Source organism: Actinophytocola sp. KF-1, assembly GCF_054661535.1.
This window is the reverse complement of record NZ_BAAFVK010000019.1, coordinates 49,062-62,509: the sequence shown is the minus strand read 5'-3', so window position 1 is coordinate 62,509 and position 13,448 is coordinate 49,062. Positions and strand designations below refer to the sequence as shown.

Below are 13,448 nucleotides of genomic sequence, written 5' to 3'. Positions count from 1 at the left end.
GTGACATGAACCACACCGTTCAGTTCGATGCTTTTAACTGAACGGTGTAGTCTGATTGCCGTGATGGTGGTTCTCAGCCTGCTGACGCTCCCCGCGTCACTCGGCATCTCCGCGACGAGCCTGCTGTTGCCCACCATCGCCGCGGACCTCGGCACGTCGATCGGCGCCGCGACGTGGCTGCTGACGATCTACGGCTGGGGGATGGCGGTGAGCATGCCGCTCGTCGCGGCGCTGGTGCGCAGGCTGGGCCGGGGCGCGGCGCTGGTGGCCGGCGTCGCGGCGCAGGCGCTGGGAGCCGTCCTCGTGCTGGCCGACACGCCCCTGCCCGTCATCACTGCCGGCCGGCTGGCCCTGTCCGCGGGCGCGGGCACGATGCTCGTGCTGTCCGTCGGCATCGCGCGGGAGATCGCCGAGCCGCGGCTGCGGCAGTACACCCTGGGAGTGATCACGGCGAGCCTCGGCGTGTCCGGCGCCGCCGGTCCGCTGGCCGGGTCCGCGCTGGCCGACGTGGCGTCGTGGCGGGTCGCGCTCGCCCTGCCCGCGTTGAGCCTCGTCGCGGCGCCCGCGGCGCGCCGCTACGCCACCGGCGGGGCCGACACCTCGACGGGCCGGTTCGACGCGACCGGCGCTGGTGTGTTCATGCTCGTGGTGACCGCGCTCTTCGTCATCCTGCAGGGACCGGCCGGTGGGGTGCCCACGTCGCTGGTCGTGTTCGGCGCCGCCGCGGGGCTCGCCGCGCTGGCCGTGCTCGTGCCGTTGGTGCGGGCGCGGCCGGACGGGTTCCTGCCGATGTCGGTGCGCGGTGACCGGCGGTTCGTGATCTCCTCGGTGTTCGTGCTGAGCACCGCGACCATCAACTTCGCGCTCATCTACGCGGTGCCGCAGCTGCTCGCCACACACCCCCACTGGGAACGGAGCGAGATCGGGGCCGTGCTGGTCGTGCCCACCCTGCTCGGCGCGGCCTTGTCGTGGGCCATGGCGGCGGTCACCGTGCGGCTCGGCGCGCGCCGGTCCGTGCTGATCCTCGCGGGCGCGGCGGCCGCGGCGGCGGCTGTCGCGAGCATCGCCACGACGGTGCCCGCGCTGCTGGTGGGCGCCGCCGTCGGGGCGTTCGCCTCTGCCGCCGCCCAGGGCGTGCTCGCCGCCGCGGCCACGGCCACCGTGCCGGGTGCGTCCCGGACGCAGGCGATCGGCCTGTTCAACCTCGCCTTCCAGTTCGGCAGTGTGGTGGGGCCCGCCACCCTGGCCTCGCTCGCGCCGATCATCGGGCTGGGCCGGGCGCTGGGCGCCCTGGGGCTGCTGCCGCTTGTGATCATCGTGGTCAGCAGGGCCGGTGCCGTGCTGCGCAGGCAAAACGAAACGGTTTAGTACAGTGGCGGCCGTGACAGACGTCGACGAGTACGGGATTCCCATCATCGCCGACCCCGTGAACACCTCCGAACGCAAGCGGCACGCGATCGTCGAGGCGGCGTCCGCGGAATTCCTGCGTGCGGGCTATTCGGCGTCGTCCATGGACGAGATCGCGCGGCGCGCCGGCGTTTCGAAGCCGACGATCTACAACCATTTCGGGAACAAGGAGCGCCTTTTCCTCGCCGTGATCGGCGGTGCCCTCACGAAGGTGTACGCGGGGGTCGGCGTGCCGCAGGCGAAACTCACGCAGGCGACCGACCTGCGTGCCGCCCTGATCGAGTTCATGTCGTCGTGGACCCGGCGGGTGCTGCGCGCGGATTTCGCGTCGCTGCGCAGGCTCGTGATCTCGGAGGTCGGCCGGTTCCCGCAGCTGGGCCGTTTCTGGTACCGCATCACGCGCGACATGATGGACAACACCCTCGTCGCGGCGTTCGCGGAATTGCACGAGCAGGGCGTGCTCGACGTCCCGGACCCGACGCGGGCCATGCGGCAGCTGATCGGTCTCACCCTTTCCGGCCCGCAGTTGCTCCAGACGTTCATGCCGGATTTCGAGATCGTCGAGGCCGAGATCGAGGCGACGATCGCCGACGGTGTCGACGTGTTCCTGAGCCATTACGCCCGCACCCGGTAAATCGGTACACCGCGATAGTTTCGGTGTTCCCGGTACGCGCACGAATTCGTTCTTCCCGGCATACCCGATTGTCCGGGACCGGGTGGCGGCGCGGCGGTTTGCGGCCTTCTTCCGGTAGATCATCCGTGTGGTGGGTCGCTCACCATCTCGGAATGCAGTTCGGTGCCCCGCACACCTAGCCAGACGCCGACGCGTCGAGCAAGGTGGAAGTTGAAATCCACCAGGTCGACCTAGATGGGAATGGTATGCCTTACTTGGGGGAAATGCGTAGACCGAAACCAGCCGTGGTGCCGGCGAAGGTGGACAACGTCGTTCTGAGTGAGGTGGCTTCGGCGTTGTTCTGGTCGTTGCCGCGCAGCGACCAGCGGCTCAAGGGGGTGCAGTACCTGCGCGGTCTGCTCGGGGCGCCCGGCCGCAAGACGGTCCGCAACATCGCGACGCTGCTCGGCGGTCAGGCCACGGAACAGAGCCTCCAGCACTTCATCGGCGAATCGACGTGGGACTGGGTCCCGGTGCGCCAGGCGCTGGCGCGCTACGTGGTGAACACGGCGCCGCCGCAGGCGTGGGTCGTCCGCCCGATGGTCATCCCCAAGGCGGGGGAGCATTCCGTCGGCGTCTACAAGGACTTCTTCCCCGCCTACGGCCGGGTGCTGAACGCACAGCAGGCGGTGGGGGTGTGGGCCGCGTCGGAAGAGGTGAGCAACCCGGTCAACTGGCGGCTGCGGCTGCCGGAGTCGTGGCTGGCCGACGAGTTCCGCAGGCGCCGCGCGCAGATCCCCGACGACGTCCGCGCGGAGTCGTCCGGGGACTGCGCGTTCGCGGCGTTCCTGGACACCGCGGTGCGGAACGTGCTGCCCCACCTGCCCGTGGTGCTCGACGCCCGCGACATCGACGCGGCGGAGGCCATCGAGCGCTTCCGCGGCGCCGGCGTGCCGCTGCTGGCCCGGTGCTGCCACTCCGCCCGCCTCACCGTCGCGGACCGCGCCTTACCCGGGCACATCGGCGGGCTGTTACCCACCCACCAGATCATGGCCGCGGCGAAGGACACCAGGCGTCCGGTGCTGTCGGGCGGCTACGGCTCCCCCTCCCGCGCCACTCTCGCCGCGACCGTCCGCGTGCGCACCCCCTTCCAGCCCGCGGAATCGGCGGACCTGACCCTCCTCGGCGTCGGCGAGGTGGGGCAGAACTGGCCGGGCCAGATCTGGCTGACCAGCCTGACGGCCGCCGAGCCGTCGACCCTCGTGCGGCTCGCCCAGCTCACCGACCGGGTCGACCGCGACTTCCTCGAGGTGTCCACTCAGGTCGGCATCCGGGACTACACCGGCCGCACCTTCTCCGGGTGGCACCGGCACGTCACCATCGCCTCCGCCGCCCACGTCGTGATCACCCAGCAGGACATGGAGATCCAGCGCCGTGGCAGCTACGTGTCCTGACCCGGGGGCGCGGGCGCGCGCCGGTCGCGCAGCACGTGCCTGATCCGCGAGACGCGCAACGCCACCTGGATGTCCAGCGCCCGCTCGGGTTTCTGCCAGTCGGGGCCGAGCAGCTCACTGATCCGGTCGAGCCGCCGGGTCACCGTGTTCGGGTGCACGTGGAGCTTCTCGGCCGCGTAGGTGGGGCTGCTGCCGGTGTCGAAGTAGGCCTCCAGGGTGCGGACGAGGTCGGTGTTGCGCTCGCGGTCGTAGTCGAGGACGGGGCCGATCGCGCCGCGGACGAAGCCGTCGACGTCGTGGTTGTCGGAGAGGAGAACGCCGAGGAAACCCAGCTCTCGTGCCGAGGCCGCGCTCCCGGTGATGCCGAGCGCGGCCATCGCGTCGAGGTAGCGCGCCGCCTCCTGGTACGCGTGGGCGACGGCGCCCGCGTCCGACACGGGTTGCGAGATCGCCACCGTCACCGGGTGGCCGAGCAGGCGCGACAGCTCCGCGGTCACCTCGCCGGTGACCGCGGCCGGGTCCGTGCCCGGCACCAGGAGCGCGACGCGGCCGCCGCGGATGTTGCACAACCCGTTCTTGCGGTAGGTGTAGGAGGACGACCAGTACGCCGCGCGGCCCCGGCCGATCTCGTCCGCGCGGACCATGACGACGACGTGCGGGGTGTCCAGGTGGATGCCGAGCCGCCTGGCACGTCGTTCCAGCAGGCGGGGGGAGCGCGCCGGGTCGCTCAGGAACTCGTCGAACAACGCTTCCCTGGCCCGGTTGTCGGTACCCGTGACCCGGTTGGTGCGCAACAGGATGGCCGCGGTCTGGGCGACGGCGCGCAGCCGTGCCTCGTCGTCGCCGGTGAACCCGTGGCGGGGCCGCAGCGTCAGCGTGCCGAGGTCCTCGTCACCGGCGAGGATGGGCGCGGCCCACAGGCCGTCGCCGAGCGGCACCGGCGCGCCGGTGGCGTGGGCGTCCACTGTGGTCGGTGGCAACGGGCCGGCCGCGATCGTCTTCCCGGCGGCCGCGAGCACGGTGTTGTCGACGGCGGCGATCCGCACGGCCCCGTCGAGGAGGTGGCTCGCCTCCTCGGCCAGCGTGTGCAGGTCGCCGCCGGTGAGCACCAGCTCGACGAGGCGGCTGCGGGTGTCGGCGAGCTCGCGCAGCGCGTTCAGCCCGGCCTCCGCGTCGGCGAGGCGGGCGCGCAGCGCGGCGGCCTCGGCGCACGCCCTGGTCAGCAGCCGGGTCTTCGCGACGGCCGTGCCCGCGAGGTCGCCGAGGGTGCTCGTCAGCGAGATCTCGTCCGGCGTGAAGCGGCGGACCTCCCGGTCGGCGAGGTACAGCGTGCCGACGGCCTGCGCGCCGTCGGTCAGCGGGGCCGCCAGCACGGCACGCAGGTCCTCGTGCCGGACCACCTCGTCGATGATGGTGCTGTGCGCGAACCACTCCTCGGCGGGGTGGTCGGCCGTCCAGGCCGGGCCGAGGTTGCTCCCGCCGAGCGCGGGGTCGTGCGGCAGCCGGAGCCCGGTGCTCTGCTTGGCGATGTTGCCGTCGGCGGCGCGGACGTGCGGGTCGCCGTGCTCGTCGAACAGCGCGACGAACGACATGTCCGCGCCGAGCAGCAGCCTGGCCCGCCGGGTGAGGGTCTTCAGCAGGGTGTCGAGGTCCGAGGACGCCGACAGCTCCCGGGCGATGTCGAGCAGGGCGGACAACCCCGCCTCGCGCTGCCGGTGCCGGTCCAACCGCGTCTCGAGGTCACTCACACGTCTCCCATCCCCAGGTGTGCACGACGTTCTCGTGAGTCCACAGTGGATGACCAGTCCGGCGGTGTCTGGCGGTTGCAGGCATTCAATTGCGGACCGTATCGTATTATAATTGCTGCGGCGCGCCGGTGCAAACGGGTTGCCCGGCCGCTCTCGGTGACCGTCGACAGAGGACGCGTGCGTATGCTGTCTCCCATGGCTACGAAGGGTTCGGCACGTTCGGCCGGCCGGCCCAGGGACCCGGCGATCGACCGTGCCATCCTGGCGGCCACGCTCGCGGTGCTGCGCGAGCACGGCTACCGGGGGTTCAGCCTGGAAGCCGTGGCCACCAGGGCGGGCACGACCAAGCCCTCCATCGCGCGCCGCTGGCCGCGGCGGCAGGAGCTGATCATCGCGGCCCTGGTCACCGTCCTGGTCACGCCGCCGGTGCCGGACACCGGGTGCACGCGCTGCGATCTCATCGCCGGGGTCGAACTGCTGGCCGACGCGCTGCTCCACCGCGTCCCGGCGGGCGTGCTGGCGCCGCTGCTCGCCGAGTGCGCGACCGACCAGGCGTTGCACGGCCACCTGATCGGCACCCTGGTCCAGCCGGTCCGCGACGCGGTCGCCGTCACCGTGACCCGCGCGGTCGGCCGCGGGCATCTGCGGCCGGGCCTCGACGTCGAGCACGTCGTGGATCTCCTGGCGTCACTGGTCTTCCAGGCCAGCCTGCTGGGCGAGGCCCGCTTCACCGCGAGCCAGGCCGCGGAGTTCGTCGACCTGCTGCTGGCGGGGATCGCGGTCGACTTCGCGGAGCTCGTCGCGATCAGCAAGGCCACGCCCCGCAAGCACCGGCACCGCTAGAACCCGTCAACTTCGTTGTGGTACAAGGGAATCATGGTAGACCTCCACTTCGGTTTCTCGCTGACCCCCTCGACCGACTTCGCGGTGCACGAGGACCTGGTGCACGCGGCCGAGGAAGGTGGCCTCGATCTGGTCGGCGTCCAGGACCACCCGTACGTACCGACCTTTGTGGACACCTTCAGCCTGATCGCCACCCTGCTGGCGCGGACGACCCGGCTGCGCTTCTTCCCCGACGTGCTCACGCTGCCGCTGCGGCCGCCCGCGATGCTCGCCAAGACCGCGACGAGCCTGGACCTGCTGTCCGGTGGCCGGCTGGAGCTCGGCATCGGGGCGGGCGGGGTCTGGGACGCCATCACCTCCATGGGCGTCGAGCGCCTCACCACCGGTGCGGCGCTCGACGCGCTGGAGGAGGCGATCCAGGTCCTGCGCGCCCTGTGGCAACCCGACCGGTCGGTTCGCCTGCGGGGCAAGCACTACACGCTCGACGGCGCCCCATCCGGGCCGGCGCCCGCGCACCCGATCAACATCTGGGTGGGTGCGCAGGGGCCGCGGTCGCTGCGCCTGACCGGCCGGATCGCGGACGGCTGGGCCGCGCCCATCCCCTCCTACCTGCACTACGAGAAGTGGGCGGAGGCGAACGCGATCATCGACGAGGCGGCGCGGGCCAACGGACGGCGGCCCGAGGACGTGCTGCGCATGTCCCAGCTCGTCGGCACGATCACCGACACCGAGGGGGACGCGGAGGCCCGCCACGGCGCGGCGCCGGTCCGCGGCACGCCGGACCAGTGGGCGCGGCTGATCGCACGCCTGGCCACCGAACAGCCGTACCGCTGCTTCGTCTTCTGGCCGGAACGCCAGGACGTCAAGCAGATCGAGCGCTTCGCGCGTGAGGTCGCGCCCGCCGCGCGGGCACTCGTGAACCCGTAGCACAATTCCCCGAATCCGCCCTGCTCCGGCGCCGTGAACGGCGCCGGAGCATTCTTTTGTGGACAGTTTCGGGAGCGTGGTGTTTACTGTGCCGGAAGCGAGTTCGTCAGGTGTGTGCGAATTCACATTCTCATTTCTTCGACTTGACGAAGTTTTCCCCACCTGACTGAGTGTCGCGCCGGTGTTCGAAATCACCCGCCGCGGCTCACCAGAATGTGTTCCGAGAGAAGGGGACCATTCTGATGCAGAGACGCACATTTCTCGCGGGCACCGCCGCCGCGATTTCCGCCGCCGCCCTCCAGGGTGTGGCGACGGCGAGCTCCGGTGAGTCCCGGCGAGTGGTGGTGCGCACCGCCGCGGGCCTCGTCGCCGGTGAGCGTGCCGGCCGGCTGGCGGTGTTCCGCGGCGTGCCCTACGCCCAGCCGCCGGTCGGCGAGCTGCGGTTCGCCTCGCCCCGGCCGGTGCGGCCCTGGCACGGTGTCCGCGAGGCCACCGCGTTCGCGCCGCCGTCGTACCAGACCGTGCTCCCCGGCAGCAGCGAGGACGGGTTGTACGCCAACGTGTGGACGCCCGACACCCGGGGCGCCCGCCCGGTCCTGGTGTACATCCACGGCGGCGGCTGGCGGCTCGGCGCGGGCAGCGACCCGAACTACGACGGCGCCCGCCTCGCCGACCGCGGCGACCTCGTGGTGGTGAACTTCAACTACCGCCTCGGGCCGTTCGGCTGGGGGCAGCACGAGGACCTGACCGACGACCGGACCGGGTCGTGCGGCAACTGGGGCCTGCAGGACCAGGTGGCGCTCCTGCACTGGGTCAGGGAGAACGCGGCGGCCTTCGGCGGCGACCCCGGCAACATCACGCTCGCGGGCACCTCGGCGGGTGGTGCGAGCACCTGGCAGCTCGGCCTGCTGCCCGAACTGCGCGGGATCATCCGGCGGATCGTGCCGATCAGCGCGTGTCACGTGTGGAGCCCGGCCACCTCGCTGACCCCCGCGGACGCCCGTGCCGCGTACGCGACCATCGCGGCACGCCTCGGCACGACCGTGCGCGGTCTGCGCGAGGTCCCCGCCGTCACGCTGCAGAACGCCTGGGACACGCTCTTCGCGGGCAGCCCGGTGCAGCGCGTGGTGGACAGCGGCCGGGAGTACCGGGGCCCGGTCCTCGACGGCCGGTGGCTGCCCGCGTTCGACTACCAGAACCACACCCAGCACGTGCCGGTGCTGTCCATCCACACCAGCACCGAGGGCGCGTTCTACACCGCTCCGGACTCCCCGCAGCCGGACCCGAGGCCGGTGCCGGGCACCGACGCCGAGCTGAAGGTGCGGATCCGGGAGTTCCTGGAGAAGGGCGCGGTGCGGGTCACCGACGACCAGGTGGACGCCTGCGTCACGGCCTACCGCGCCGCCGCCGAGGCCGACGGCCTGCCCGCCGACCCGCTGTCCCTCTGGACCGAGGTGTGGGGCGACGGGTTGTTCCGCTACCAGATCGTGCGACTCGCCGAGCGCCACGCGCGGCTCGGGCACTCCCCGCTGTACCTCATGGAGTTCGCGCACCCGACGCGCCCGCCGTTCTCCGGCACCCCGCACGAGGCCACCTCGAAGTTCCTGTTCGCGACCTACGGGCTGCCGAAGAACGCGGCGAAGTTCGGCGACGGCCCGCTCGAGCGCGAGGTGTCCGACACGTTCATCGACTTCGTCGCGGCGTTCGCCCGCACCGGCGTCCCGCACGCCGATGGGGCCCCCGCCTGGCCGGTCTTCGACCCCGGCCTGCCCAGCACGATGATCCTCGGCGGTGCGGCGGTGACACGTGTCGCCCGCACGCCGAAGGTTCGTCAGCTCGAGTTCTGGGACAGCGCGGGATGGGTCCCGAAGCCCTGACACACGCTCTGCTGACTTCTTTGGAGACCTCAGTGGACAACGCCCTGCTCGACATCCAGCAATTGCCTGCCCGGCAGCAACCGTCGTGGGAGGACCACGCGGCCGTCCGGCGCGTACGGGAGAAACTGGCCGCCAGCCCCGCCCTCGTGTCCGCCGACGACGTGCACACCCTGCGTGCCCTGCTGGCCAGGGTCGCCGCGGGCGAGGCCACCGTGGTGCAGGCGGGGGACTGCGCGGAGGACCCCGCAGAGTGCACGCCGAGCTACGTCGCGCGCAAGGCGGGTCTCGTGGACATGCTCGCCGGGGCCATGACGATGATCACGCACCGCCCGGTGGTGCGCGTCGGCAGGCTGGCGGGCCAGTTCGCCAAGCCCCGGTCCAGGCCGGTGGAACGGGTCGGCGGCGTGGAGCTGCCGGTCTACCGCGGCCACATGGTCAACAGCCCGGAGCCCGATCCGGAGCTGCGCAGGCCCGACCCCGAGCGGATGCTGACGGGGTACGAGGCGTCCAGCGACGTCCTCGGCCACCTCGGCTGGCGCTCCGGCGCCACCCGCGCCGGCCTGGTCACGCCGGTCTGGACCAGCCACGAGGCACTGCTGCTCGACTACGAGATCCCGATGGTGCGCCGCGACGAGCGGGGCAGGCCGCTGCTCACCTCCACCCACTGGCCGTGGATCGGCGACCGCACGAGGCAGGTGGACGGCGCCCACGCGGCACTGCTCGCCGCGGTCGCCAACCCGGTGGCCTGCAAGGTCGGGCCCGGCACCGGCCGCGACGAACTGCTGGCCCTGTGCGAGAAGCTCGACCCGGACCGCGAGCCGGGCAGGCTGACCCTCATCGCGCGGATGGGCGCGGAGCGGGTCGCCGAGCTCCTGCCGCCGCTCGTCGCGGCCGTCCGCGCCGCGGGGCACCCGGTCATCTGGCTCAGCGATCCCATGCACGGCAACACGGTCACGACCGCGGACGGGCTCAAGACCCGCTGCCTGCACACGATCTCGAGCGAGGTGCGCCAGTTCCAGCACGCGGTGCGGTCCGCGGGCGCCGTGGCGGGCGGCCTGCACCTGGAGACCACGCCCGACGACGTCACCGAGTGCGTCCGGAACGCGGCGCACATGGACCAGGCGGGCGACAAGTACACCAGCCTCTGCGATCCGCGGCTCAACCCGCACCAGGCGCTGACCGTGGTCTCCGCCTGGCTGGGCTGAGGGGAGGTGTGACGAGATGGAGAACAAGGTCGCCATCGTCACCGGCGCGGCCGGTGGCATCGGCGCCGCGGTGGTGCGCGCGCTGCGGGAGCGCGGTGCGGTCGTCGCCGCGGTGGACCGGAACGCGGACGCCCTGCGGGAGACCGAGACACAGCCGGGGGTCGAGCCGTTCCCGGCCGACGTCACCGACGCCGCGTCCGTCGAGTCCACAGTGGACGCCGTGGAGCAGCTGCTCGGCCCGGTGGACTACCTGGTCAACGCCGCGGGCGTGCTGCGGCTCGGGGAGGCGCGCAAGCTCACCGACGCCGACTGGCACGAGACCTTCGCGGTCAACACGACCGGCGTGTTCCACTTCTCCCGCGCCGTGGTGAACCGGATGACGCAGCGCCGGTCCGGGGCGATCGTCACCGTGGCGTCCAACGCCGCGAGCACCCCGCGCACCGACATGTCCGCCTACGCGGCGTCCAAGGCCGCGGCGGCGATGTTCACCCGGTGCCTCGGGCTCGAGGTCGCCCGCCACGGCATCCGCTGCAACATCGTGGCGCCCGGGTCGACCGACACGCCGATGCTCAGCTCGATGTGGCACGACGAGACCGGGCCGAGGAACACCATCGAGGGCAACCTCGGCGCCTACCGGCTCGGCATCCCGCTCGGCCGGATCGCCCGGCCGGCCGACATCGCCGACGCGGTGGTCTTCCTGCTCTCCGACCAGGCCGCGCACATCACCATGCACGCGCTCACGGTCGACGGCGGCGCGTCGCTGGGCAGCTGACCCCTCACTACCCACAAAGGACGATCGAGCATGACGGGCATTCCCGAAATCGAGCCGTACCCGATGCCGACGGCGGGCGACCTGCCGGAGAACATCGCGGGCTGGACCGTGGCGCCGGACCGCGCGGTGCTCCTGATCCACGACATGCAGCGCTTCTTCGTCCGGCCGTTCCCCGACGGGATGCGGGAGGAGCTGGTCGCCACCATCGCGTCGTTGCGGGAGCGGTGCGTCGCGCAGGGCGTCCAGGTCGCCTACACCGCGCAACCCGGCGGCATGACCCCCGAGCAGCGCGGCCTGCTCAAGGACTTCTGGGGGCCGGGCATGAAGGTCGCGCCCGCCGACCGCGAGGTGGTCGACGAGCTCGCGCCCGGCCGGGACGACTGGGTGTTCACCAAGTGGCGCTACAGCGCGTTCTTCCGCTCCGACCTGCTCGAGCGCATGCGTGCGCTGGGGCGCGACCAGCTCGTCGTCTGCGGTGTGTACGCCCACGTCGGCGTGCTCGCGACCGCGATCGACGCGTTCACCAACGACATCCAGACCTTCCTGGTGGCCGACGCCGTCGCGGACTTCTCGGCGCGGTACCACCGGCTCGCCGTCGACTACGCCGCGGCGCGGTGCGCGGTCGTCACCACCGCGAAGGAGGTGCCGGCATGACCACACCGGACCTGCTCGACCGGGTACTGGCGGCGGCCCCGCCTGCCTTCGCGCTGCTGCACCGCCCGGAGGCGACCGGCGGTGCCGTGCTGGAGGTGCTCGTCGGCGACGTGGCCACAGTGGACAGCACGGCGGACGTCCCGTTGCCGGAGCACGGTTCCGGCGCGCGGCACGACGTGCTGGCGGTCCTGCCGTACCGGCAGATCGGCGAGCGCGGCTACGCGTGCGCCGACGACGGCGAGCCGCTGATCACGCTGACCGTGCGCGACCAGGACACGGTCCCGCTCGGTGAGGCGCTGCGGCGGCTCCCGAACGAGCCCATCACGCTGGCGGGCGGCGACTTCGACGTCGACGACGACACCTACGCGGGCATCGTGCGCCGGATCATCGAGGACGAGATCGGCACCGGTGAGGGCGCCAACTTCGTCATCAAGCGCTCCTACACCGCCGAGATCACCGGGTACACCCCGCGCAGCGCGCTGTCGTTCTTCCGCAGGCTGGTGACGGGGGAGTCGAACGCCTACTGGACGTTCGTCGTGCACACCGGCACCCGCACGTTCGTCGGCGCCACGCCGGAGCGCCACCTCAGCCTGCACGGCGGGACGGCCGTGATGAACCCGATCAGCGGCACCTACCGCTACCCGCCGTCCGGGCCAGCGCTGCCGGAGGTGCTGGCGTTCCTCGCCGACCGCAAGGAGTCCGACGAGCTGTACATGGTCGTGGACGAGGAGCTGAAGATGATGGCCCGGATCTGCGACCGGGGCGGCGGCCGGGTCGTCGGCCCGCACCTGAAGGAGATGGCCCGCCTCGCGCACACCGAGTACTTCATCGAGGGGCACAGCGACCGCGACCCGCGCGAGATCCTGCACGAGACGATGTTCGCGCCCACGGTCACCGGCAGCCCGCTGGAGAGCGCCTGCCGCGTGATCGCCCGGTACGAGCCGAAGGGCCGCGGTTACTACAGCGGTGTCATCGCGGTCATCGGCCACGACGAGCGCGGCGACGTGACCATGGACTCCTCGATCCTCATCCGCACGGCGGACATCGACGCCAACGGGCACATGAGCATCGGTGTCGGCGCGACGCTCGTGCGCCACTCCGACCCGGTCTCCGAGGTGGCCGAGACGCGGGCGAAGGCCGCAGGCCTGCTCGCGGCCCTGCGCAGCGGCGAACCCGCGCGCGTCGCGGAGCCGGCGGCGCGACCGGCCGGCGCGCTCGCAAACCACCCGAGGGTCCTGGCCGCGCTGGCGGAGCGCAACGCGACCATCGCGCGGTTCTGGCAGGCCGGGGACGGGTGGCGGAACGAGCCGGTGCCGGAGCTGGCCGGCCGCGAGGTCCTGGTCGTCGACGCCGAGGACACCTTCACGTCGATGCTCGACCACCAGCTGCGGTCGATGGGCTTGTCGGTCACGGTCCGGCGGTTCGACGAGCCCCACTCGTTCGACGGCTACGACCTGGTCGTGATGGGGCCGGGACCGGGTGACCCGAGGGACGGCTCGCACCCGAAGATCGTCCGCCTGCGCACGGACGTCGGCACGCTGCTCGCGCGGCGCGTGCCGTTCCTCGCGGTCTGCCTGAGCCACCAGGTGCTCAGCATGCGGCTGGGCTTCGGGGTGGCGCGCAGGGACGTGCCGAACCAGGGTCTGCAGAAGGAGATCGAGCTGTTCGGCAGGCGCGAGCGCGTCGGGTTCTACAACACCTTCGCCGCGCGCAGCGGCGAGGACAAGGTCGAGTGCGCCGGGATCGGCGTGGTCGAGGTGAGCCGGGACGTGGAGTCCGGCGAGGTGCACGCGCTGCGCGGACCCTTCTTCGCCTCGCTGCAGTTCCACGCGGAGTCGGTGCTCACGCAGGACGGTGTGCGCATCGTGCGCGACCGGCTCGTGGAGGTGCTGAACCGGTGACCTCCGCCGGGACCGCGACCCACTGCCCGTACTGCGCGCTGCAGTGC

Annotated in this window: 11 protein-coding genes; 10 read left to right on the top strand and 1 reads right to left on the bottom strand. The window is 72.0% G+C overall.

What is annotated here, in order from left to right:
- Positions 1 to 63: 63 nt before the first annotated feature.
- The 3 genes from ACYQ77_RS40845 (at position 64) to ACYQ77_RS40835 (ending at position 3,474) form a co-directional block, all read left to right on the top strand.
- Positions 64 to 1,368: an MFS transporter gene (locus ACYQ77_RS40845; RefSeq protein WP_459722398.1), complete on the top strand. Its 1,305-nt coding sequence runs from the start codon at positions 64 to 66 to the stop codon at positions 1,366 to 1,368.
- A 13-nt stretch (positions 1,369 to 1,381) separates the two neighbouring features.
- Positions 1,382 to 2,041, top strand: coding sequence for a TetR/AcrR family transcriptional regulator (locus tag ACYQ77_RS40840; RefSeq protein WP_459722204.1), 660 nt, complete (start codon positions 1,382 to 1,384; stop codon positions 2,039 to 2,041).
- Positions 2,042 to 2,304: 263 nt separating this feature from the next.
- The gene (locus ACYQ77_RS40835; protein ID WP_459722202.1) at positions 2,305 to 3,474 is read left to right on the top strand and encodes an IS701 family transposase; all 1,170 of its coding nucleotides are present in this window, start codon (positions 2,305 to 2,307) and stop codon (positions 3,472 to 3,474) included.
- Here ACYQ77_RS40835 and ACYQ77_RS40830 read toward each other — a convergent pair.
- Complete coding sequence (locus ACYQ77_RS40830; RefSeq protein ID WP_459722200.1) at positions 3,462 to 5,222, bottom strand: helix-turn-helix domain-containing protein; 1,761 nt, start codon at positions 5,220 to 5,222, stop codon at positions 3,462 to 3,464. The two genes, ACYQ77_RS40835 and ACYQ77_RS40830, sit on opposite strands and share 13 nt — an antisense overlap.
- 195 nt (positions 5,223 to 5,417) lie before the next feature.
- Between ACYQ77_RS40830 and ACYQ77_RS40825 the strand changes: the two genes are divergently transcribed.
- The 7 genes from ACYQ77_RS40825 to ACYQ77_RS40795 all read left to right on the top strand — a co-directional run bounded on the left by ACYQ77_RS40825 (position 5,418) and on the right by ACYQ77_RS40795 (position 13,401).
- Positions 5,418 to 6,065: a TetR/AcrR family transcriptional regulator gene (locus ACYQ77_RS40825; RefSeq protein ID WP_459722198.1), complete on the top strand. Its 648-nt coding sequence runs from the start codon at positions 5,418 to 5,420 to the stop codon at positions 6,063 to 6,065.
- Between the two features lie 33 nt (positions 6,066 to 6,098).
- Positions 6,099 to 6,992 (top strand): LLM class flavin-dependent oxidoreductase, encoded by an 894-nt coding sequence (locus ACYQ77_RS40820; RefSeq protein WP_459722196.1) that lies wholly within the window; start codon positions 6,099 to 6,101, stop codon positions 6,990 to 6,992.
- A gap of 242 nt (positions 6,993 to 7,234) precedes the next feature.
- Positions 7,235 to 8,869, top strand: coding sequence for a carboxylesterase/lipase family protein (locus tag ACYQ77_RS40815; protein WP_459722194.1), 1,635 nt, complete (start codon positions 7,235 to 7,237; stop codon positions 8,867 to 8,869).
- Positions 8,870 to 8,901: 32 nt separating this feature from the next.
- A complete protein-coding gene (locus ACYQ77_RS40810; protein WP_459722191.1) occupies positions 8,902 to 10,074 on the top strand; it encodes a 3-deoxy-7-phosphoheptulonate synthase in 1,173 nt (390 codons plus the stop codon).
- Positions 10,075 to 10,090: 16 nt separating this feature from the next.
- Positions 10,091 to 10,846, top strand: coding sequence for a 2,3-dihydro-2,3-dihydroxybenzoate dehydrogenase (locus ACYQ77_RS40805; RefSeq protein WP_459722190.1), 756 nt, complete (start codon positions 10,091 to 10,093; stop codon positions 10,844 to 10,846).
- A 30-nt stretch (positions 10,847 to 10,876) separates the two neighbouring features.
- Positions 10,877 to 11,500 (top strand): isochorismatase family protein, encoded by a 624-nt coding sequence (locus ACYQ77_RS40800; protein WP_459722188.1) that lies wholly within the window; start codon positions 10,877 to 10,879, stop codon positions 11,498 to 11,500.
- Positions 11,497 to 13,401 (top strand): anthranilate synthase family protein, encoded by a 1,905-nt coding sequence (locus ACYQ77_RS40795; protein ID WP_459722186.1) that lies wholly within the window; start codon positions 11,497 to 11,499, stop codon positions 13,399 to 13,401. The genes ACYQ77_RS40800 and ACYQ77_RS40795 overlap by 4 nt, the downstream gene beginning before the upstream one ends.
- The last annotated feature ends 47 nt before the right edge of the window (positions 13,402 to 13,448 follow it).